Annotated in this window: 23 protein-coding genes, 1 tRNA gene and 1 pseudogene; 5 read left to right on the top strand and 20 right to left on the bottom strand. The window is 36.8% G+C overall.

The window, feature by feature from the left end:
- From AWW83_RS05750 to AWW83_RS05690, 13 genes are all read right to left on the bottom strand, one after another.
- Positions 1 to 322, bottom strand: a 322-nt coding sequence (locus AWW83_RS05750; protein WP_143713901.1) for an FAD-dependent oxidoreductase, incomplete at its 3' end; no start/stop codon positions are given.
- Positions 323 to 343: 21 nt separating this feature from the next.
- Positions 344 to 1,738, bottom strand: coding sequence for an MBL fold metallo-hydrolase RNA specificity domain-containing protein (locus AWW83_RS05745; protein ID WP_092349838.1), 1,395 nt, complete (start codon positions 1,736 to 1,738; stop codon positions 344 to 346).
- 1 nt (position 1,739) lies between these two features.
- Positions 1,740 to 2,633 (bottom strand): type IX secretion system protein PorD, encoded by an 894-nt coding sequence (porD, locus tag AWW83_RS05740; protein WP_092349836.1) that lies wholly within the window; start codon positions 2,631 to 2,633, stop codon positions 1,740 to 1,742.
- A complete protein-coding gene (locus AWW83_RS05735) occupies positions 2,630 to 3,412 on the bottom strand; it encodes a tetratricopeptide repeat protein (RefSeq protein WP_092349834.1) in 783 nt (260 codons plus the stop codon). Before AWW83_RS05735 ends, porD begins: the two co-directional genes overlap by 4 nt.
- Positions 3,413 to 3,442: 30 nt before the next feature.
- Positions 3,443 to 4,081, bottom strand: a complete 639-nt coding sequence (locus AWW83_RS05730; protein WP_092349832.1) for a bifunctional nuclease family protein — start codon at positions 4,079 to 4,081, stop codon at positions 3,443 to 3,445.
- A 36-nt stretch (positions 4,082 to 4,117) separates the two neighbouring features.
- Positions 4,118 to 5,104 carry an electron transfer flavoprotein subunit alpha/FixB family protein gene (locus AWW83_RS05725; RefSeq protein WP_092349831.1) on the bottom strand — a complete coding sequence of 329 codons (987 nt, stop codon included), beginning with the start codon at positions 5,102 to 5,104 and terminating at the stop codon, positions 4,118 to 4,120.
- A gap of 64 nt (positions 5,105 to 5,168) precedes the next feature.
- Positions 5,169 to 5,918 (bottom strand): electron transfer flavoprotein subunit beta/FixA family protein, encoded by a 750-nt coding sequence (locus tag AWW83_RS05720; RefSeq protein WP_092349830.1) that lies wholly within the window; start codon positions 5,916 to 5,918, stop codon positions 5,169 to 5,171.
- 26 nt (positions 5,919 to 5,944) lie between these two features.
- Positions 5,945 to 7,024: a histidinol-phosphate transaminase gene (hisC, locus tag AWW83_RS05715; protein WP_092349828.1), complete on the bottom strand. Its 1,080-nt coding sequence runs from the start codon at positions 7,022 to 7,024 to the stop codon at positions 5,945 to 5,947.
- Positions 7,025 to 7,155: 131 nt separating this feature from the next.
- Complete coding sequence (locus AWW83_RS05710; protein WP_092349826.1) at positions 7,156 to 7,341, bottom strand: hypothetical protein; 186 nt, start codon at positions 7,339 to 7,341, stop codon at positions 7,156 to 7,158.
- Between the two features lie 196 nt (positions 7,342 to 7,537).
- Complete coding sequence (locus AWW83_RS05705; protein WP_092349824.1) at positions 7,538 to 8,266, bottom strand: hypothetical protein; 729 nt, start codon at positions 8,264 to 8,266, stop codon at positions 7,538 to 7,540.
- A 115-nt stretch (positions 8,267 to 8,381) separates the two neighbouring features.
- Positions 8,382 to 9,383 (bottom strand): asparaginase, encoded by a 1,002-nt coding sequence (locus tag AWW83_RS05700; protein WP_092349822.1) that lies wholly within the window; start codon positions 9,381 to 9,383, stop codon positions 8,382 to 8,384.
- 25 nt (positions 9,384 to 9,408) lie between these two features.
- Entirely contained in the window at positions 9,409 to 9,873 is a 465-nt protein-coding gene (locus AWW83_RS05695) for a YbhB/YbcL family Raf kinase inhibitor-like protein (protein ID WP_092349846.1), read from the bottom strand.
- 152 nt (positions 9,874 to 10,025) lie between these two features.
- Positions 10,026 to 11,396 carry a chloride channel protein gene (locus AWW83_RS05690; RefSeq protein WP_092349820.1) on the bottom strand — a complete coding sequence of 457 codons (1,371 nt, stop codon included), beginning with the start codon at positions 11,394 to 11,396 and terminating at the stop codon, positions 10,026 to 10,028.
- A 130-nt stretch (positions 11,397 to 11,526) separates the two neighbouring features.
- On the opposite strand from AWW83_RS05690, the gene AWW83_RS05685 reads away from it, so the two are divergent.
- The 4 genes from AWW83_RS05685 to AWW83_RS05670 are packed head-to-tail and all read left to right on the top strand — an operon-like array spanning position 11,527 to position 14,969.
- Positions 11,527 to 11,820 (top strand): FtsB family cell division protein, encoded by a 294-nt coding sequence (locus tag AWW83_RS05685; RefSeq protein ID WP_092349818.1) that lies wholly within the window; start codon positions 11,527 to 11,529, stop codon positions 11,818 to 11,820.
- A gap of 13 nt (positions 11,821 to 11,833) precedes the next feature.
- Positions 11,834 to 13,132, top strand: a complete 1,299-nt coding sequence (locus tag AWW83_RS05680; protein WP_092349816.1) for a replication-associated recombination protein A — start codon at positions 11,834 to 11,836, stop codon at positions 13,130 to 13,132.
- A 9-nt stretch (positions 13,133 to 13,141) separates the two neighbouring features.
- Positions 13,142 to 14,098, top strand: a complete 957-nt coding sequence (locus tag AWW83_RS05675) for an ROK family protein (RefSeq protein ID WP_092349814.1) — start codon at positions 13,142 to 13,144, stop codon at positions 14,096 to 14,098.
- A 28-nt stretch (positions 14,099 to 14,126) separates the two neighbouring features.
- The gene (locus AWW83_RS05670; protein WP_092349812.1) at positions 14,127 to 14,969 is read left to right on the top strand and encodes an alpha/beta hydrolase; all 843 of its coding nucleotides are present in this window, start codon (positions 14,127 to 14,129) and stop codon (positions 14,967 to 14,969) included.
- A 2-nt stretch (positions 14,970 to 14,971) separates the two neighbouring features.
- On the opposite strand, the pseudogene AWW83_RS05665 reads toward AWW83_RS05670, so the two are convergent.
- From AWW83_RS05665 to AWW83_RS05635, 7 genes and pseudogenes are all read right to left on the bottom strand, one after another.
- Positions 14,972 to 16,608, bottom strand: a pseudogene (locus AWW83_RS05665) (DUF885 domain-containing protein).
- Positions 16,609 to 16,720: 112 nt separating this feature from the next.
- Positions 16,721 to 18,385: an apolipoprotein N-acyltransferase gene (gene lnt / locus AWW83_RS05660; RefSeq protein WP_234697261.1), complete on the bottom strand. Its 1,665-nt coding sequence runs from the start codon at positions 18,383 to 18,385 to the stop codon at positions 16,721 to 16,723.
- On the bottom strand, positions 18,339 to 18,899 hold the full coding sequence (locus AWW83_RS05655; RefSeq protein ID WP_234697260.1) for a phosphatase PAP2 family protein: 561 nt from the start codon (positions 18,897 to 18,899) through the stop codon (positions 18,339 to 18,341). Before AWW83_RS05655 ends, lnt begins: the two co-directional genes overlap by 47 nt.
- An 18-nt stretch (positions 18,900 to 18,917) precedes the next feature.
- Positions 18,918 to 19,526 (bottom strand): DedA family protein, encoded by a 609-nt coding sequence (locus AWW83_RS05650; protein ID WP_092349800.1) that lies wholly within the window; start codon positions 19,524 to 19,526, stop codon positions 18,918 to 18,920.
- A gap of 10 nt (positions 19,527 to 19,536) precedes the next feature.
- Positions 19,537 to 20,016 (bottom strand): 2-C-methyl-D-erythritol 2,4-cyclodiphosphate synthase, encoded by a 480-nt coding sequence (gene ispF / locus AWW83_RS05645; RefSeq protein ID WP_159421118.1) that lies wholly within the window; start codon positions 20,014 to 20,016, stop codon positions 19,537 to 19,539.
- Positions 20,017 to 20,018: 2 nt separating this feature from the next.
- On the bottom strand, positions 20,019 to 20,309 hold the full coding sequence (locus tag AWW83_RS05640) for an acylphosphatase (protein WP_092349794.1): 291 nt from the start codon (positions 20,307 to 20,309) through the stop codon (positions 20,019 to 20,021).
- A gap of 5 nt (positions 20,310 to 20,314) precedes the next feature.
- Positions 20,315 to 21,532 carry an alanyl-tRNA editing protein gene (locus AWW83_RS05635; protein WP_268761460.1) on the bottom strand — a complete coding sequence of 406 codons (1,218 nt, stop codon included), beginning with the start codon at positions 21,530 to 21,532 and terminating at the stop codon, positions 20,315 to 20,317.
- 77 nt (positions 21,533 to 21,609) lie between these two features.
- Between AWW83_RS05635 and AWW83_RS05630 the strand changes: the two genes are divergently transcribed.
- Positions 21,610 to 21,681 (top strand) — tRNA-Lys (locus AWW83_RS05630).
- The last annotated feature ends 2 nt before the right edge of the window (positions 21,682 to 21,683 follow it).

Genomic DNA, 21,683 nt, shown 5'->3' with positions numbered 1-21,683 from the left:
AAACCGCCATTTCCATATAACGATGAGCCTGTAGGGCTTTTTCTTTTCCAAACCTCAAAGCGGTCAAACTAAATGTTAAACCAAAAAGCGTCATCCCGAATCCAGCATTTCTACCGCTTGCGCCATACCCACAGATGTGAGATTCAAGAATTGCAACATCAATTGATGGTTCAACTTTTTTCAAATGATAAGCAGTTGAAAGTCCAGTGAATCCACCGCCTATAATTGCGATATCAACTTTCTCATAACCTTTTAACTCTTGCTGTGGCTTAAACTCCCCCGCCGTCTCAAGCCAGAAACTTTTTCTTCTAAAATTTTCCATCTCAAACCCCGAAAATTTATTTTAAATTTCAAACTCTTGTCCCTGCTCTGGAACGATGACATTTTCAAATCCAATCTCACGAAGTCCATCTGCAAGCGCAAAAGATTGCTCCTCCTCACCGTGAACAACAAATATCCCATCTATATGTTTTCTATCAATGTGGCTTATGTATGCGAGAAGTTCATTTCTATCTGCGTGAGCGCTCAAAGCATCAATTGAAATCACCTCTGCCCTGACTCTGTATTCATCCCCAAAAATTTTTACCTTTTCAATCCCATCTTTCAATTTTCTCCCGAGTGTATCACGCGCCATATAGCCAACGATTAAAATTATGTTTCTCGGATTTTCAATGTTATTTGCAAGATGATGTAAAATTCTTCCCGTCTCGCACATTCCAGAAGCTGAAATTATGATGCAGGGCTTTTGATATGTATTTAATTTTTTTGATTCTTCAACATCGTTGATATAATGAAGTTGTGAAAAATCAAAGGGGTCTTGACCGCTTAATAAAAGTTTTTGCATTTCATCATCAAAGCATTCGGGGTGAAGACGGTAGATTTCAGTTGCGTTCACAGCAAGAGGACTATCAATGAAAATCGGAATTTTGGGAATTTTATTCCCCATCGCAAGTTTGTGAAGTATATAAATTAACACCTGCGTTCGGTCAACGCTAAAAGCTGGAATTATTATCTTCCCGCTTCTTTCATATGCTTTGATGACGATTTGCGATATTCTCTCTTCAACGCTTTCCATTTCCTCGTGAATTGTAGCTCCATAGGTGCTTTCAGTTATCAAAAAATCAACATTACCAATTAACTGCGGATTTCTTAAAATTGGTTTATAAGGTCTACCTAAATCACCAGTAAAAGCAAGACGAATTTTTCGTCCGTTTTCTTTTATGTTAAGAACAACTATCGCTGAACCGAGAAGATGTCCAGCATCGTAAAAAATTAAATTTATGCCATTTGATATTTCAATCTCCTTTCTATATGGAAGCCCAACGAAATGCTCAAGCGATTGGATAGCGTCTTTTGCTGTGTATAAAGGTTGAATTGGTGGCTCCCCACGCTTTTTCAATTTTTTGTTGAGATATTCAGCGTCTTTCTCGTGTATATGTCCGCTATCAACAAGCATTATGCTTGCAAGATCACGCGTTGCAGATGTTGAAAAAATTTTCCCACTAAATCCTTTTTTGACAATTTGAGGAATGTTTCCGCTGTGGTCAATGTGAGCATGTGATAAAATTATAAAATCAATCTCACGCGGATCAAACAAGAAATTTTCGTTTCTTTCCCTTGACTCAGCTCTCTTGCCTTGATAAAGCCCACAATCAAGCAAAAATTTCTTCCCATTTACCTGAACAAGGTGCATTGAACCTGTAACGGTTCTAACTGCACCTATAAACCGAATTTTCATCTCAATTCTTCATATATTCAAGATAAGTAGTTTGATGAGATGGATCCGCGAGAATTAACTTTTTAAAGATTGCTTCTTTGTTCTTTGCGTTTTTGAAAATTTCCGCAAGCTCCATATACTTTGCATCAAAAAACAATTTGACAAGTGTTGAAGTTGGGTTGATGTTTTTTCGTATGTTTATCATAACATCAATCACAGAATCAATTTTTGCAAGTGCCTCATCCGGATATTTCTGCATTATGTCAAGCCCGTTATAATGATACTCATACATTGCTTTCCTGAAATCCGAATACTTTGAGTCAAGCAGTTCATCAATTAGATTAAACCTGCTGTATCCAGAGGAAACTTTTTGCCATCCACGAGAAAAACGACTTGATTGAGCATTTGTGCAAATTCTAAATGCCTTCTCAAAAAATTCCGTCCCCCCGAGGGGTTCATAAGTGTCAAAATCATAACCAATCACGATATACATATAAAAATCAATCAAACTTAACAACGGATCAAAACGAAACTCATCGTGATAAAGCGGTGCGTTTTTATCATACACAAAATCAACTTTATCATCAAGAATTCTCAAAACTGCGGTGCTTTTATCAGATTCATAAATTTTCCTCTGCGAACCGATGAAAATCTGCGCTTGATAATTGTTTCCACTTGCAGAGGTGAAGAAAATGTTAAGCGTGCATTGGATTTTCTCTCCCCCAAGATCAACATTCGTCCATTTGTAAGAGTTGATATAACGCTGTATCTTCTCCGCAAAATCAGAAAGATCTGACTTGTTTTGCGGAGGGAGTTGCTCAAAATTTACAGTGACTTTACATTCAATCTCCTGAGAAATTGAAAAATTAAGTAAAAGAACAAAACACAGGAAAAAGAAGGTAAATTTTTTAATCATGGGGCTTTATCTTTTATCTTTTCCAGAAGCTCCTGCGCTTCTTTTCTAAATTGTGGGTCATCTTCATCTTCGGTTGGAAGCTCAGCGATTTTTGATAAATGTTCCTTCGCTTTTTTATAATTTTTGACTTCAATGTAAGTTTTACCCGCATCAAGCCGATACATTATAAATGTCGGTCTTAAACTTATCGCCTTTTCAAAATTTTTTATCGCTTCATCATAACTTGCCCAGCCAAGCCCCAAAGCTGAGCGAACAATTTTTGGCTTCTCACAAAGTTTTGCATGCGTCCTCGCAAGAACATAATAAGCAACGCTATTATTTGGATCAAGTTGAATTGCTTTCTCGCAATCTTCTTTAACTTTTTTAACAAGGTCAATTGATTCCCATACACCTTTGAACAAAGCAATCCTACCGAGAGCAATTGCCCTTCTTGTGTAGCCCATTGAACCATTTGGATTTACCTGAATTGCAAGTTCTGCGTATTCAAGTGCTTTTTCATAAGTTTCAAGCTGTTTCCTCTTTTCCTCTTTTGTATTTGCGGGCAAATGTTCACCGATGTCCACATAAACTTTGCTCAATTTCCACAAGACATCATAATTTTTCGGATCAATTTTGTAAGCTTCAAGATATTTTTCAAGTGCTTTATAGTTATCAAACTTTTTCTCGGAGAATTCATCCCCTTCGGCAATAAGTTGTTTTAATTTTTCGTTTGATGATTGTGAAAGCATAAAACCACATAAAAGAACCAGAGAAAGGAGGGATAAGAAAATGCGCTTCATTTTTTATCTCCGAGTTTGTTTTATGGAAATTTAATCGCCCATTTTCAATCTTCTTATCTCATCTCGCAATTTTGCTGCTTTCTCATAATCTTCTTTCTTTATCGCTTCCTCAAGCTGTTTCTGAAGTTCGGCAATTCTTTCTTCTTTTGAAGTTGGCTTTGGAGTTCGTCTCGGTGACGGTGGAGGTGAAATATCTTCATCGGGGGGCAAAGGATTTTCCTCCTCTGATTCTTCTTCAATTTCTTCGGCAGAAGTTTCTTCTCCGGGGGTAAAACCAGCTTCTTCCATAACTTCCTCATTAACATAAATTGGGACACCGCATCTGAGGGCAACCGCAATCGCATCACTTGGTCTTGAATCAATCTCATAAGTCATTCCGTTGAGCTCAAGATAAATTTTTGCGTAAAATGTCCCATCTCTTAAATCTGTTACAACAACTTCAACAATTGTCACACCAAGTCCGTCAAGTATATTTTTTATAAGGTCGTGTGTCAATGGTCTTGGCGGTTTTATCCCCTCCATTTCAAGAGCGATGGCTTGAGCTTCAAACGAGCCAATTATAATTGGCAATCTTCTATCACCCCCAACCTCTTTCAAGATCAAAGCGTAAGAACTCGGTCCTGTGGGCGTTGCAGATAAACCAACTATGTCAACCTGTATTTTTCTCACTTTAATCAGTCCTCCTTCGTTTTTAAAATTTTAAATTCATTTCCCTAAAACTTTCTTTAACTCCTCAATCAAAGCCGGAACCACTTCAAACAAATCACCTGCTATGCCGTAATCTGCAACTTGAAATATAGGCGCATCTTTATCTTTATTTATCGCAACTATAACTTTTGAAGAAGACATCCCCGCAAGATGCTGAATTGCACCCGAGATCCCAATTGCGATGTAAAGTTTTGGCGAAACTGTTTTCCCAGTTTGCCCAACCTGTTCATCATGAGGACGCCATCCCGCATCAACAACCGCTCTTGAAGCTCCAACAGCTGCACCAAGAACATCAGCAAGTTCCTCAATTAATTTAAAGTTTTCGGGCGCTTTCAATCCCCTGCCACCTGAAACAACAATGTCCGCCTCGGTGACATCAAGCTTCCCCTTCGTTGAAGCAACTGTTTCAAATGCAACAACTTTAAAATCATCATCGGTTAAGTTAACATTTAACTTCTCAACAACCGCCATTTTTCCATCACTTTCTCCAGCTGAGAAAACATTCGGTCTTAAAGTGTAAATTTTTTTATCGGAATTAACTTTTACTCTTATAAATGCTTTCCCCGCATAAACTGGTCTCGTTGCTATGACTTCCCCATTTTCAACTTTTAAATCAGTGCAATCAAGAGCAAAGCCAGCATCAATTTTCCCCGCAACTCTTGGAGCAAGCTCCTTGCCCATCGCTGTAGCTGACATAAAAAGATATTCAGCGTCAATTTCCCTCATAACATCTGCAATCACTTTAGCATAAGCAGTCAAAGAATACTGTGCAAGTTTTGGATCGGACACGACAAAAACTTTTTCAGCCCCGTAATTGCCAAGTTCAGGTGCTATCTTCTCCGCATTTTCATCGCCTATAACAAGCGTAAAAAATTCAGCAGAAATTTCATCAGCAATTTTTCTTCCCGTTCTTACCGCTTCAAAAGCTGATTTTTTAAACTTTCCTTCCCTTTGTTCAGCAAATGTTAAAACTCTTTTTGCCATCTTTATTCTCTTTGAATTTGTTTTAAAATAATTATTCCCGAATTATTTTGCAACTTAAAATTTTTCAAATCACCTTCGCTTCTTCTCTCAAAAGGCGAACAAGCTCTGGAACAGCGCTTGCATCTGTGCCGAGAATTCTTCCGGGCTTCTTCGGAGGCGGAAGTAACATTTCAATGACTTCCGTCTTGTTCTCAAACTGTGGCGCTGGTCTTTCCTCAACCGGCTTGCTCTTTGCTGCCATTATCCCTTTTAAAGAAGGATATCTGGGCTCATTTAAACCCCTCTGCGCTCCAATTACAATCGGCAACTTACTGCGAACTTTTTCACGTCCACCCTCAATCTCACGCTCCGCTATAACCGTTCCATCTTCACTTATTTCAAGCTTGACTACAACCGTAATTGATGGCAAACCCAAAAGCTCTGCAACTAAACTTGGCATCGCCTGATCATCGTAATCAATTGACTGCTTGCCGAAAAATATAATGTCGGGAGAAATCTCTTTTAAAACCTCCGCAAGAGCTTTCGCAATTGAAAAAGTATCTCTTTGTGAATCATCCTTTAACAAAATCCCCTTATCAGCACCCATAGCGAGGGCTTTCCTTATAACTTCAACATTTTCACTTCCACCCAGTGAAATTACTATAACCTCACCACCAAATTTTTCTTTTGTCTTAAGAGCTTCTTCAACTGCGAATTCATCATAAGGATTTAAAATGTAATTTACGCCTGTTTTGTCAATTGTTTTTCCATCAGCACCAATTTTCACTCTTGTTTCTGTGTCTGGAACCCGATTTACACAAACAGCTATTTTCATAGGTATTTAATTTTTTGTTTTTAAAATTAACTTGCTTTCACCTTTGTGAGAACTTTTTTAAGTGCATTCAAAAAATATCTATTCTCTTCAAATGTTCCAACCGTAACTCTAAAAATTTTGTCCATCATCGGATAAGAGCTCATATCCCGCACCGCAACGCCTTCTTCAAGCAACATATCAACAACTTCACCCCCATCTACCTTCACAAGCAAAAAATTTGTTTCTGTGTTGAAAACTTTTATTTCATCAATTTTACACAACTCATTATAAAGCCACTCCTTTTGCTCAATTATGTAATTGACATTTCTTTTGACAAGGTCAAGATGATTTAAAATTTCAATTGCTGTTAACTCCGCAAAACGATCAATTGTGAACGGAAGCCGAACTTTTTTAATCTCATCAGCTATTTCCTTTGATGTCAAAGCATAGCCAATTCTTATCCCAGCAAGCCCAAACGCCTTTGACATCGTCCGAATGACAATAAGATTTGAAAACTCGTCAAGAAGCTCAACTGCGCTTCTTTCACTTGAAAATTCAAAATATGCCTCATCAATTATAAAAATTGCATCGGAAAGCGAAATTAAGAACTTAACATCATCAAACTTTAAACTTTTACCTCCCGGATTGTTTGGCGAACAAAGTCCTACCACCCCCGGCTTGTTATCAACTATCGCATGAGCAATTGAATCAACATTAAAACTAAAATCATCATTCAAAAAAACCTCAATAATCCTGCCACCAAGAATTTTTGTAATCTTCCCATAAAGATAAAACGATGGTTGAGGAATTAACACTGGCGCATCTTTCAAATTAAGAGCGAGAAAAATCGCATAAATCAACTCATTTGATCCATTGCATATAACTATCCTATCCGAATCAACCCCGTGATGCTCACTTAATTTTTTTATCAACTCAAAAGGCGCAGGACTTGGATATCTGTTCCACTGCTCGTTTAAAAATTTTTGTAAAACTTTTTCTTTGATCTCCAGTGGCAGGTCAAACGGATTTTCGTTTTGATTTAATTTAACCTTTGCTTTTTGTGCTTTTAAAGCAAATGCTTGAATTGATTTCAAATTGGGATTAAATCTGTGAGCCAGGTTCATCATCAGCGATGATTTTATTTTCACAAAAAATTATCTATCATCAGATTTAAAAATCTGAATTTAAAAACGAATTCTGCTAAAATATAAAACTCGCTTCTTGAAAAAAACAAATTACGGTATTTGACAGATTGAAACTACTTTTCCTTTTCACCAGCAAGTTTGCCTATCCCATAAGCAATCGCAAACAAAAGACATGTCTGAGCGAAATTATGCCATGTCGCATTTGCAAAGATAATATGTTGCCCAATGATTTTCCCAATCAAACCTATAATCAAACTCAAAACCGCAACGATAACCCCGAGCAAAACGATTCTATTCATTGTTTCCCTCCAAAATTATGTTTTGAGAGTTTCATTGAAAAGTTAAAAAATAAAAATTACAGTGTCAATACCTTTGGATTTTACGAATGAATCACAATCTTCCCCGCATAGATTTGTTTAGTGTTGAAATCCCTGAACCTGGTTTCAGGGATTGAAAAATAAAAGGGGCGTGTTTCCACGCCCCTTGTGAATGACTTTACAAAATTACTTTCGTCGTCAAAGCAAATCCAATGTCTCTTGAATTCTTCAAACCTTTTGCAATTTCATTTTGCAGATAAATTTTTTCGCCAATCTTTGCCCCCAGAAAAATACTTGCTGAATATTCGCTCTTTGTCAATCTCTGCCCAGCATAACTACTGCTATGAACACTTGCATATTCAAATCCAACTCCAATGAGCCCAGCGTCGTTGAATGTGTAAAATGCTCCCGCATGCCCACCAACTGTAAAATCCTTGCTCTCAAGCCCATAACTTGCCGTCGGATGAATCACATAAACAAAGTTTGATACATAAAAGATATTCGGCAAAGAAACCTCAAACTCATTGCTTCTTTCTGTCAACTTCCCACGATGCTCAACTATAACATCAAGCGTATACCTATTCATAAAAGAAGTGTAAAGATTATAAACCCCACGAATCCCATAATAATCAATTTTGAATTCATCTCTTGATTTTTCATCTGAACCAATTGTGAATTGAACAGAGAAATTCCTCGCAACTCCGTAATAAATGCTACCCATTGATAAAAACGAATCTTCAAGCGACCTCAATGTGTTAATTGAATACTCAGCGTTGAGCTCAAACACAAGAGAGCGAAACGGATAAACCATTGATCCCCTTTTCAAGAAGAGATAAGTATCAAAGCAGGGATAAGCTGTTGAAGTCAAAAAAACTAAAATTGCGAGTGCAAAGATTGCCCTTTTCATGGCGGTTTCTCCTGTTTTGTTTTAGCGAAAATTAATGCTATCTTCATTAAAAAGATAGCACAATTAAAATTAAAAGTCAAGTGTGTTCGCCTGAATTTGGTTAATTCAATCATAACTAATCTTCCGATATTTCCCCCGCTATTGGCTTGTAAAATTCTTCTCTTATCAGTGCGACATTATCGCCGTATTTAGCAAGCAAAAACATCAATTTAACGATTGCGGTCTCCGTTGTCATATCTTTACAACTTAAAGCCCCTGCATCAAGAGCATCTTTCCCGCATTGATAAAGCGTCAAATCAACTTTGCCGTAAACCGCTTGAGTTGAGATTGCAACTATTTTTCCCATTTCACTAGCTTTCTGAACAAATGGGATAAGCGATCTTTCTTCTATATTCGGCAAATTACCCGAGCCGAAAGCTTCAATCACAAATCCTTTTATATCAAGTTCAAGCAAACTCATAAGAAAATCAACTTTAACAGATGGAAAAATTTTAACACAAAAAACTTCGTTTGAAAAATTTTTTGAAACATTTAATTTGAAATTTTTACGCTTCAAAAAATTTTTTTCATAAACTTTAACTTCAACCCCAACCTCTGCAAGAGGTGGATAATTTGGCGAGTCAAACGCATCAAATCCCCAAATGTCAATTTTTTTCGTGCGATTTCCACGGAATAATTTATTGTTGAAAAAAATGCATACCTCAGGTATCGGATAGGTTGCAAGTTCAACCGAGTTAATCAAATTATTTCTCGCATCGGTTCTTATCTCTGAGAGTGGACGTTGCGAACCTGTGAGTATGACGGGCTTTGAAAGCCCATCAAGAATAAAAGAAAGAGCGGAAGCAGTGTAAGTCATCGTATCCGTGCCGTGCGTTATCACAAAACCATCAAAATCATCGTAATTTTGAACGATGACATCAGCAATCTTCAGCCAGTGTTCAATCCCAATGTTTGATGAGTCAATGTTTGCAACAATGTGCGATTCAATTTCGGCAATTTGCTTTACCTCTGGGACGAACTCAATTATTCTTTGGATAAATGAGCTTGGGGCAAGCGTCCCATCTTTCAAAGCCATTCCAAATGTCCCGCCCGTGTGGATAAGTAAAATCCGCTTCATAAGATGTTTCAAAAAAGTTCAAAAATTAACGACCGTATAAGCCAACTATCTTTGCCTCAGCAAGAATATGTCCTTTTGCTTTTGCTTCAACTTGTTCGGCGGTTGCTCCTGAATTTAAACCGAGCGTTTCAACATCAAGAGCATAAAGCTTAAAAATATATCGGTGCGGTTTGTGCCCACGAGGTGGACAAGGTCCACCATAACCAATGCGACCGAAATCATTAACACCTTGTTTTATTTTGTCATCAACAATCCCGACCTTTTTAACATTTTCTGGAAGTTTCGTCACATTTGCAGGGATATCATAAATAACCCAGTGTATAAATGTTCCGCCTGGGGCATCTGGATCCTCGCAAATTAGAGCAAAACTTTTCGTGCCCGTTGGCGCATTTTCCCAAGTAAGTTCAGGTGAATAATCCTGACCATCGCATGTAAATTTTTTCGGGATCGTTTCCCCGTCTTTGAAAGCTGTTGATTTAATAACAAACATTTTTTTAACCCCTCCTTTTTGAGCATTTGTTTGTGTCAAGAGGAAAATTGAAATCAAAAACAAAGTTAAAAATCTCATTTTAAAAATCCTCATATTTTTGTTTTACGAATAAAATTTCGGCAAATGAAATCAAATAATCAAGAAAAATTATATTAACCATCTCTATCATCGCTCTTGCTACTGTTATCTCCTCTTTTAAATTTCTTAATTACAAATTCCCAGTAAACCATACCTTTACCTTTCGTTTTCAATTTTGGTGTCACATATTCAATTTCCTTTCCAACTTCAACTTCAATTGAAGATGATTTTGCTATTGAAAGAACCTGTGAAGGATATATACTCTTGTGCCCAGTCATAATAAAACTTATTATACAGGCTACACTAGCGTATGGTGCTAAACTGGGACCAAAAAGTTCAACTGACATTATACTTGCTGCAATTGGTGCATTTGTGGCACCAGCAAGAACTGAAACGAACCCAATAGCGGAAAATGTTGAAAAATCAAGCCCCAACATCTTTGCAAACAAAATTCCCGATGTTGCTCCAACAAAAAATATCGGTGTGACAACTCCACCACTTCCTCCAAAATTTAGAGTAATTGAAGTAAAAATAATCTTTGCAATAAAAGCATAAAAAACAACATTTTTGCCTTCAATAGCATTTTGAATTGTATCAAGTCCAAGACCGAGATATTGTTTTCCAAAAATAAATGTTAAAACTACAAGTATGGATCCGCCAAGCAAGGATTTCCACGGCTTCCACAAATTTATTCTTTTATTCAATTTTTCAAATAAATCCATACTCTCAATAAAAATTCTCGCACAGATACCGAAGAAGATTCCCGCAAGAATTACTTTAATAAAAAAAGATTCGCTGAAAATAGGAGTAAATTTTATCGGATGATGAAAATATGTAATCCCAAGCGAAGATGTAACATGATAACTCACAATCCCTGCGATAAAAGATGGCAAAAGAACATCGTATAGGATATCGCCGATATATAAAACCTCAACTCCGAATATTGCACCCGCTATTGGTGTTCCGAACACGGAAGAAAAACCCGCGCTTATTCCGCATATAACAAGTTTTTTTCTGTCCTGTTTATTCAATTTCAAAAGTTTTGCGAATGATGAAGCAAGTCCCGCGCCTATTTGAGCGCATGGACCTTCCTTGCCAACTGAACCACCTGAAGCAATCGTCACAACCGTTGCAATAAGTTTGACAGGCACAACGGATAACTTTATGTCTCCAAATTTTTTATGCACTGACTCAATAACTTTCTCAGTTCCGTGACCTTCTGCATCAGGGGCAAGATACATAACAAGCAAAGTGCTAATAAGCAAGCCAAAAGGCAAGATCAGAAAGTAAAGTTCATATCGTCCCATAAATTGAGTAGATAAATCAAGTATTTTCAAGAAAACTACTGTTGATAAACCAACTATTGCCCCGGTTATCGTCGCAAGTAAAACCCACTTTAAAACACTTGTAAACAAAATCAACTGCTCATTTAAAATTTTTTTCACTTCTATCTAAGTAGTCCGTTTATTTTGCTGTCCAAATTTTCCATTACAAATATAAAAGATTATCCGAAATCAGCAAATTTGGTCGTTCTTGTTTTAATTTTTATATTTTTATCAGCGAGAACATAATTTTATGCGTATGAAAAAATTTCTTTCAAATCCGGTGAATTTAATTTTCGGTGCGATAGTTTTTGCGCTTCTGCTTTACCTCATCTTCGGCGAAAAAGGGCTCATACAACGTGCAAAACTTGAAGTTAATCTGAAAAAAATTAAAAAAGAGATTGAAACAATTCAGAACGAGAACGCTATTTTAAGAGAAAAAATCCATAAACTTGAAACAGATCCAGAGCAAATTGAAAAAATCGCACGAGAAAAATACGGAATGGCAAAAGAAGGTGAAGAAGTTTTCATTATAAAAGAAAAGTAATCTTACCTCAAAAATGAAACCCGAAAAAATTCTCCCGCCACTTGCTGATAGAATCAGACCGAAAACAATTGATGAGTTTGTTGGACAGGAGCATATACTTGGAGAAGGTAAGCCATTGAGAATGATGATTGAGACCGGAGATGTTCAGTCAATGATACTTTGGGGACCCCCGGGCGTTGGGAAAACAACTCTTGCGAAAATAATTTCCGAAAAAATTAACGCTGACTTTTATCAGGTCAATGCAGTTCTGTCCGGAACAAAAGAGATAAAAGAAATAATTGATAAGGCGGAGAAAAATTTAAAATTCTATGGAAAGAAGACAATTTTATTCATTGACGAAATCCACAGATTTAACAAAGCACAGCAAAGTGTTTTGTTAAACAGCGTTGAAAATGGAACCATTATATTGATTGGAGCAACAACGGAAAATCCATCTTTTGAGATAATCTCACCTCTTTTATCAAGATGTCAGGTCTTTGTGCTTGAACCGCTTGGTGTGAATGAACTTAACAAAATTCTTGAAAGAGCTCTGAAAGTTGATGAGGTTTTGTCAAAGTTAAAAATTAAAATTGAAGACAAAAACCTTCTCTTTCTTTATTCAGGCGGGGACGCAAGAGTTATGTTAAATGCTCTTGAAGTTGCGATAAAACTTGCAAAGCCAGACGAGAATAACGAGATATTTTTAACGAGAGAAATTATCCTTGAGGCATTTCAACGGAAACATTTCAAATATGACAAAGCAGGTGAAGAACATTACAATTTAATCTCCGCATTTATAAAAAGCATCCGCGGAAGTGATCCCGATGCTGCTGTTTATTGGCTTGCCCGAATGTTAATTGCGGGTGAAGACCCAAAGTTTATCGCACGAAGGATGATAATTCTTGCAAGTGAAGATATTGGAAATGCTGAACCATACGCCTTAACACTTGCAACAAGTTGTTTCACCGCAGTTGATTATGTTGGGATGCCAGAAGCTCGTATAATTCTTGCTCAAGTTGCGACATATCTTGCAAGTTGCCCAAAGAGCAACTCGGCTTATCTTGCAATTGAAGAAGCAATGGAGGATGCACAACGATACCCGGACCTTCCCGTTCCGCTTCATTTGAGAAACGCACCAACAAAACTGATGAAAGAACTTGGCTACGGAAAAGATTACAAATACAGCCACGATTTCCCCAATCACTTCGTTGAACAACAATTTCTGCCAGAGGAACTTAAAGATAAAATTTATTACAGACCGACGGAACTTGGGCGAGAAAAAATTTTGAAAGAACGGCTTGAAAGTTTATGGAAAAAGCGAAAACAAAAATAAATTAAACAGATGGAAAAATTAGTCATTGGGGTTGACCTCGGCGGGACATTCATCAAAGCAGGCGTTGTAAATAATTCGGGTGAAATTTTAATTGAAGATTCAATCCCAACCGAAGCTGAAAAAGGTCCTGAGCATGTGGTTGAGCAAATTTCAAAAATTGTTTTAAAACTTGCCCAGAATTTAAAAAATGGACATATCCTTGGCACTGGAATTGGCGCGCCCGGACAAGTTGACCCACAGGGCGGTGTGAAATATCCACCAAATTTCCCCGGTTGGACGGTCGTTTATCTTGCGAAAGAAGTTGAAGAAAAAACCGGGATCAAAACCGTTGTTGATAATGATGCAAATGTTGCTGCTATCGGAGAAGCAAAGTTCGGTGCGGGAAAAGAATATCCCGATTTCATAATGGTGACGCTTGGAACAGGTATAGGTGGCGGAATTATAATCGGCGGGAAAATTTATCGCGGTCCAACAGGCGGAGCTGGAGAAATCGGACATGTTTCAATTAACTTTGAAGGTCCAAAATGTAACTGCGGAAATTATGGCTGTGTTGAAGCTTATGTCGGACAAAAATATCTTTCTGCGTGGGTTGCAAAAGAACTTGAAAAAAATCCGAAGTCAAAGATAGTTGAACTCGTAAATGGCGACCTTTCAAAAATTGAACCTTATATAATCTCGCTTGCAGCTGAACAAGGTGATGAATTTGCGATAAATGTCTGGAAAAGGGCCGGATTTTATGTCGGAGTTATGCTTGCATCGGTTATGAATTTGTTTGATATAAAAGTTGCAATAGTTGGTGGAGGAGTTGCAAAAGCTGGAAAAGTTTTGTTTGACGCAATGAACGAAACTGTTAAGTTAAGAGCTCTGAAACCAATCGCTGAAAAGGCAATCGTAATTCCTGCACAACTTGGAAATAGAGCTGGAATCCTTGGAGCTGGTGCACTTGCATTTGAGGAATTAACCTGAATTTTTTAAAAAATCAAGGTAAAGATTTATGAAGTTGAAAAAATTCATTCTTGTAATCTTCATAATCGCAAATCAAATTCTCATCTCACAAGTTAAAGTCGTTCTTGATAGCGTTTATTCCCCAAGTTTAAACTCGTTTAAACATTTTCATATCGTTTTACCAGAAAATTATTTTAAAACCGAAGAAAGATTTATTGCGATTTATCTACTGCACGGTTATGGTGGAAGCCATCAAGATTGGGTTAACAAAACATCGCTTGTTAAATATCTCAAAGATTACAACTTCATCATCATAACTCCAGAAGCCGACAATGGTTGGTATACAAATTCTCCGACGCTGAAAAATAAAAACTACGAAGATTATATCATCAAAGATTTAATTCCTTATGTTGAGAAAAAATACAGAGTTATCTCCACAAGACATGGTCGCATAATAGCGGGGCTTTCAATGGGTGGATATGGAGCAATTAAATTTGCGTTAAAATATCCAAACATGTTTTTGCTTGCTGGCTCTTTCAGCGGTGCTTTCAACTGGGAACAAATACTTGAAAGAGGACAAGGTCAAATAATTCAAAGTTTAAAAGATGCTTTCGGAGAAGCGAAAACTCAACACTGGCATAAAAATAATGTTTTCTCTCTCGTTGATAGCGTCGCAATTGGGAATTTACCTTATCTTTATATCTCCGTTGGCAAAGATGATAACATAATTGGATTGCTTGAAGCGAACAGAAATCTCGTGGAAAAACTCCAAAAGAAAAACATAAACTACGAATACCACGAGCTTCCTGGCTCACATACTTGGTCATTCTGGGATATGGAAATAAAAAACTTCCTGCGCCGTGTTTCAGAAATTAACAGTTTGACCTGGTGAGATTATTTTTCCTCAAGCAAAATTTCTCTGAGATACTTAACGGGCGGTGACCCATGCGAGAGCAAATTCTCATTGAATTCTTTTATGTTGAACTTTTCACCCTTCTTTTTCATATATTCCTCTCTCAAACTCATTATTTCTGAAATCCTGTGAAATAACTTGAAAGTTGTGCTGATGTAAGACACGCACGTTTCCATTTTCCCTCTGCTTCTGCTTTCTCTTGAAATCCTTCTCTCATCATAAGATCCATCGCTTCTTCCTGCGTCATATTGCCAGCGTGAATTTTATGATCAAGAATTGCATTTATCACAACTCTTATATACCATTTCAAATGAATAAGTTTCATCTTTGGGTCGTTGTTTAACAATCCATTTTCAATTAACAACCTTTCAGCGTAAACAGCCCAGCCCTCAACCATTGGTCCACTCCAGAAAACACTTCTCACAATTGATGGACAGCGATTTGAATAGTAAAGTTGAACATAATGTCCCGGGATCGCCTCGTGTATGCTCAATTCAAGAAGCGAATAATAATTATACTCACGAAGATAAGATTCAACCTGTTCAGGTGTCCAGTCCTCAGGGATTGGAGAGACATTGTAAAATGTTTTCATATTTTTCTCAAGTGGTCCGGGTGCTTCAAGCGAAGCAACAGCAACACCTCTTTGATATTCTGGCGTTTCTCTCACAACAAGTGGTTTGCTTTCATCAAGCGTTAAAAGATTTTTCTCCTTCACAAATTGTGTCAAATATCTTAAATCTGATTTTATTCTATCCATAATCTCATTCGGCTTCGGATGTTCAAGGACAATTTTATCAAGAACTGCTTTTACAACCGCAAGTTTATCCATTCCCTTTGGTTCTCTGCCGTAATAATACTTGTAAAGTGGAAGTGCAATTTGATACATCTCATCATGTGTTTTCGCTTTTTCTTTCTCCGCAAGGGAAAGGATTTCATCTGGTGTGAAACTTGATTTCAAATAATACTTCATCTTTTTGTAGTAAAGTTCTTTTCCAAGCCGAAAATCACGCTTTGATTTTGGCTTTAACTCATTTTCAAGCCATCTTCCATAATCTTCAAGCGAAGCAACCGCAACTTCGCTTGCTCTTTTGACTTCCGCTTTCAATTCATCAGATATCTTCAAAGTATCCGCAAACTTAATCAAATCATTTTTCAAAATGTTGATGTTTCCCTTGTTCTGTCTTAACGCCGTCTCAATGTGAATCTGCGGTGCGTCTTTTAAATTTTTCTTTGCGGTTTCAACAAATTGCGGAATTTGTTTAACTCTCTCAAGAGCATTCTTCAATCTATCCTCTGCTGGTGCAAAATCCTGCGTGATAAGATACATCAAACCATCTCCAACTATTGAATTGTAAATTAATGGATTCCACTCATACTCTCTTAACTCTTCAAGATTGAAAATCATCTCGTCAATTTCCTCAAGCAAAATGCGACAATCAATGCTGTTGTCTTTTGAAAGTTTTCTCAAATCAAATTTTGAAAACTTCTCCCTGTAATTTTTAAGCCATTCAAGTTTTTCCTTTAAGGACTTCTCGGAGAGATCATCAAGCAAATTATCATACTTATGATACCCGACCCATGTTGCGGAGACGGGATTAAACCTGAAATACTCGTCCATAAATTTTTGAACGAGTTTTGAAAATTTTTCATCTTCGCTTTGAGTTGTGCAACCAGAAATTAGAAACAAAAACATCACGGGGATTGCGATTAACTTTTTGATGATTTTCATATTACAAATCCCTTTTGTTTTGAAATTTTTTATAAACTGCTAAAACAAAAGCAAAGACAAAAACCAAAAACGAAATATAAACGAGCAAGTCGCCATACATAGTGTAAAAAGTTTTTTCAGAGTTTAACTTCACAACATCTGCAATTTGAGTTTTCTCGTGAAATTTTGTCTTTTTCTGCACTCTTCCATATGGGTCAATGAAGCCAGAAATTCCACCATTTGCACATCTTACGATGCTTCTTCTATTTTCAACTGCACGCAAAATTGAATATTGAAAATGTTGATAAGGTCCTGATGTATTCCCATACCAACTATCGTTTGTTATCACTGCGAGAAATTCCGCACCTTTTTTCACAAACTGGCGAACGAAAGACGGATAAATTGACTCATAACAGACAACGCCTGAAAATTTAACGACATCTCCATTTTTTCTCTTCATTTCAAAAATTGTCGTATCTTTCCCCTTTGCCCAACTACTTATCCCAACCCCCCATTGCAACGGCTCAATCAAAAAATGAAATGTATCCGCATAAGGCAAACGCTCTCCAAACGGGACGAGAATTATCTTCGCATATTTTTGAATTTTGTCATTTTTCGGAAGAAAAAGTCCCATCGCATTGAAAGCGTCGTATCTTTGCCCCGTCTCTTTTATAAGATGACTGCTTGGTGGTGCTTGCGATGGATCATCGTAAAATTTAGCATCTGGAAAACCCGTTAAGATAGCAACATTCAAACTATCAACTTCACTTTTAAACCAATTAAAGTAATAACGATACGGCGAAAGAAGAAAATAATAAGTTATCGCTGTTTCAGGATAAACGACAAGTTCAACATCTGGATTTTCTGCGACGAGTTTTTTCGTCATCCCCATATAAAGATTTATCTGATCCGAAAGCGTCCCCTCCCATTTAAGCCACGGATTTATATCTGGCTGAATTAAACCAATTTTCATCTGCTTGAAAAATTTTTCATCAGCATTTTTCAAAACATAAAACCCGTAAAAATCTGGCAAGATGTAAATTAAAACTCCGAGAGCAAAGTATTTGAGCGAGCGTTGAGAAAAAATTTTTTTCTCTTCAAAAATTTTTTTGAGCGAAAGATAAAACAAAACATTCACAACAAGTATTAAAAAAGAAAGACCGTAAACTCCTGTGAATTCAATAAATTGAATTTTAGCAAGATAATATGTCTGCGTATTCCCAAGCGTAAGCCACGGGAAAGCAAGTTCAGTCGTTGAACGAAAATACTCAAACAAAACGAAGACAAACGGGAAAATCAAAAGATGAAATTTTCCAGAAACATTTTTCTTTACGAACATATAAAACCACATTGGAAGAAAGAAAAGAACGGGATGAACGAGAATAAGAAGAACGCAACCAACCATAAGAAAAGGGTCTGCTTCTTTTGACCATCCACCAACCCAATAAAGTGTAAAAAGATTGAAGAAGAAAAAAGCAATATAAGAATAGCGGAAAAGTTCTCTGTAATTTTTAACTCTGTCAATCAAAAAAAGCAATGGGACAAATCCAGCGGTTGCGAAAAAACCAGTTTTCAAAGGCGGAAAAGATAAAGAAAGCAAAACACCACTTGCGAAAGAAAGTAAAAACTTCGCAAACGAATCAGGTTTTTTCAAATTTTTTCTTGATTTTGTTTTTGTAAAGTTCAACGGAGTAAATCCATAGATAAAAAATAAAAATTCCAACAACAAATCCAATCATCATCCCAGCAAGAACATCCGCAGGATAATGCACGCCGACATACACTCTTGAAAAAGAAATTAAAAAAGCAAGTGAAAAAAGATAAACAAGATACTTGCGATAAAACTTTGATAAAAGCGTCGCAACAGTGAAACTATTAACAGCGTGGCTTGATGGGAAAGATAATCCACTTCCACACGGAACAAGCAATCTCACATTTTCAAGTTCATGGCACGGACGAATTCTCCCAAAAAGTGGTTTTAAAATGTGACTGCTTAACTGATCACTTATCGCAATCGCTGGGATCAAAAGAATTGCGACAATTCTTCCCGTCCTTCCGCCGAAAATTAAAAGACCGAGCCAGACAAAAACAAGAAAAACTCTCAAATTGAAATCGCTCGTTATAAATGGCATCAAAACATCAAAAACTGGATTTGCGATTTTGTGATTGAGAAGATAAAAAATCAATTTGTCAAGTTTCAAAATTTCGTTGAGCAAGTTTCATCTTTTTTTGCTTTTCAAAAAATTTTTCAAAATAAAAATCAACACAAAAATTGTGATAACTGCGGTTATGATTTTGCTGTAAGCGGAGATAACATCAGCGATCAAATGCCAATTTTCACCAAGAATTTTTCCAGCGGTGACAAGAATTGAATACCAGAGGGAAGCACTTATGAAAGATAGAATCAGGGATTTTTTCACATCGTATTCCCCAAGCCCTGCAAAGAAAGCGACAAATGCTCTTGTTCCCGCAAGAAACCTATTTATCACGATCAAAAAATAGCCATATTTTGCAAACAATGTCTCAACTTTTTTGACATTTTCTGGATTTATAAACTTTATCTTGCCCTTTTCTATTATTTCATCTCCAAATTTATCACCGATGAAATACATCGTTAAAAAGCCGAGCGTGCTCCCAAAAATTGCGGAAAGAAGCGTAAGTGTAAAGTCCGTTTTCCCGATGCCAGAAAGTGAAGCACAAAAAACGACAACAACATCGCTTGGCGATGGAGGGAAAAGATTTTCTATGTATGCAAAGAAAAATACAACAGCGTAAATCCAGATATTATCAATGCCGAGGATAAAATCAAGAATTTGTTTCGTCTCCATAAAAGTTTAATTATTCATTTTTCAATTTCACCATCACAACTACAAAGCAAGCGATCGCTTCACCTTTCCCAAGTGAATCAAATTTTTCATTTCGCTTCGGCTTAACAGAAATTTTATCAGAAGAAAGATCAAGAATTGAACTCAAACGATTTTTGATTTGCTCAACAAACGGGGAAAGTTTAATCTCTTCAAGTATAACCGTTGAATCAATGTTTACAATTTCAAAATTTTTTTCGTCAAGAATTTTTTTTACCTCTTTCAAAAAAATTTCGCTTTTAGCATCTTTAAATTTTTCATCAGTGTCAGGGAAAAGTTCGCCGATATTTCCATAACCAATCGCACCAAGCAAAGCATCGCAAATTGCGTGGATTAAAACATCGCCATCTGAATGACCTAAAGAACCTTTTTCAGATGGAATCTCAACTCCACCGATGTAAAGTTTTCTTCCTTCAACGAGTGGATGTATGTCATAACCGATGCCAACTCTCAAATTTAAAACCAACCTTTTATTTCAAATGATTTATACTTTGCTTCGTAAGGTTTCCATGTTATCTGAACATCTTCAACTTGTGCATATCTTGGTCCAACTTTTACAAGTTTTATTAATTCTTCAACGAGCGAGCGTTCACCTTCAACTTCAATTTCAACATCGCCATTGCTTAAATTTCTAACCCAGCCATTTAACCCAAGATGATTTGCGTGCTTTTGGACAAACCAGCGAAATCCAACTCCCTGAACAAGCCCTTTTACAATTATGTGCGCACAGACATAATCTCCAGACATAGTTTTCAAAGTAATTTTGTTTTCAACTTTTCAATGCTGACTTTGAAAAAATCATCAAACTTTTCAATTTGACCTCCAAACTGAACAAAATCAACCTTACCTCCACCTCTTCCACCTGCTTCATTCAAAATTTCTTTTAAAATTTCCCTTAAATCAATTTCAACATCCGAAGACCTCGCAATTACAAAATTCGCACCTCCAAATTTTGAGCCAACTATTGAGACAACCTTCGGATATTGAATTAATTTCTTTGCAAGGATTTTCAAGTCATCAACATTTTTATCTTCAAAAGAGATGCTGACGAAATTTACATCTTTAAACTTTTCCGCATTTTGAACCAGTTTTTCCGCTTCAAATTCCATCAATTTTTCGGTCAGATAGTTTATCAATTTTTGCTTTTCTTTCTGCGTTTCAAGTATCTTTATAACTTGTTCAGCAAGTTCCGAATCTCGCACACTCAAAAGCGAGACAAGTTCATTTGAGATTTTATTTTTCAATTGATAATCTCTCAAAGCCCGAACTCCGCAAACAAATTCAACTCTTGTCAATCCACCCTTAACTCTTTCCCATCTCTTAACTTTTATCAAGCCAATTTCTCCACTTTTTGAGACATGAGTTCCACCGCACGGAGAAAAATCAAAATCACTCACTTCAATTATTCTAATCGTCCCTGAAACTTTTGGTGGCTTTCTCAACGGAAATTTTGAAACCTCGGAATCACTTACGAAATGAATTTTCACATCTCTATTTTCCCAGACGATTTTATTTGCAAGATTTTCAACTTCTTTAACTTTCTCATAGTCCAGAGTTTCGGCGTCAAGATCAATCGTTCCAACTTCATCCCCGAGTCGTGATGAAATAGTTTCATAATCAAATAGAACTTCAAACGCTCTTGAAAGTATGTGTTGTCCCGTATGTTGTTGCATATTTGAAAATCTTCTTTCCCAATCAATTTTACACTCAACTTCTCCCGCTGGAATTTCACCATCAACTATGTGCAAAATTTCTCCGTCGTCATTTTCAATCACATCAACAACTTTAACTCCATTTATTGAGCCAGTGTCATGTTCTTGTCCCCCAGATGTTGGATAAAAATAAGTTTTATCAAGCACAACTGCGATTTTGCCGTTTAGATTTTTTATATCAACCACCCTTGCTTTGAAATCTATCGTGTAGCTGTCGGTATAATACAATTTTTCTGTCATAGTTTGAAAATTTTTTATTAAAATTTACTGCCTGTGGATTTGATTTTCAAAATTTGCTTGGCAGGAAAAATTTTTGTATATTTGCAATGTAATTTGGGCCCGTAGCTCAGTGGTAGAGCATCTGCCTTTTAAGCAGGAGGTCGGAGGTTCGATCCCTCCCGGGCTCACT

Origin of the sequence: Candidatus Chryseopegocella kryptomonas, assembly GCF_001536065.1 — a bacterium.
Lineage (GTDB): Bacteria > Bacteroidota > Ignavibacteria > Kryptoniales > Kryptoniaceae > Kryptonium > Kryptonium kryptomonas.
This window is presented reverse-complemented; position numbering and strand designations above follow the sequence as displayed.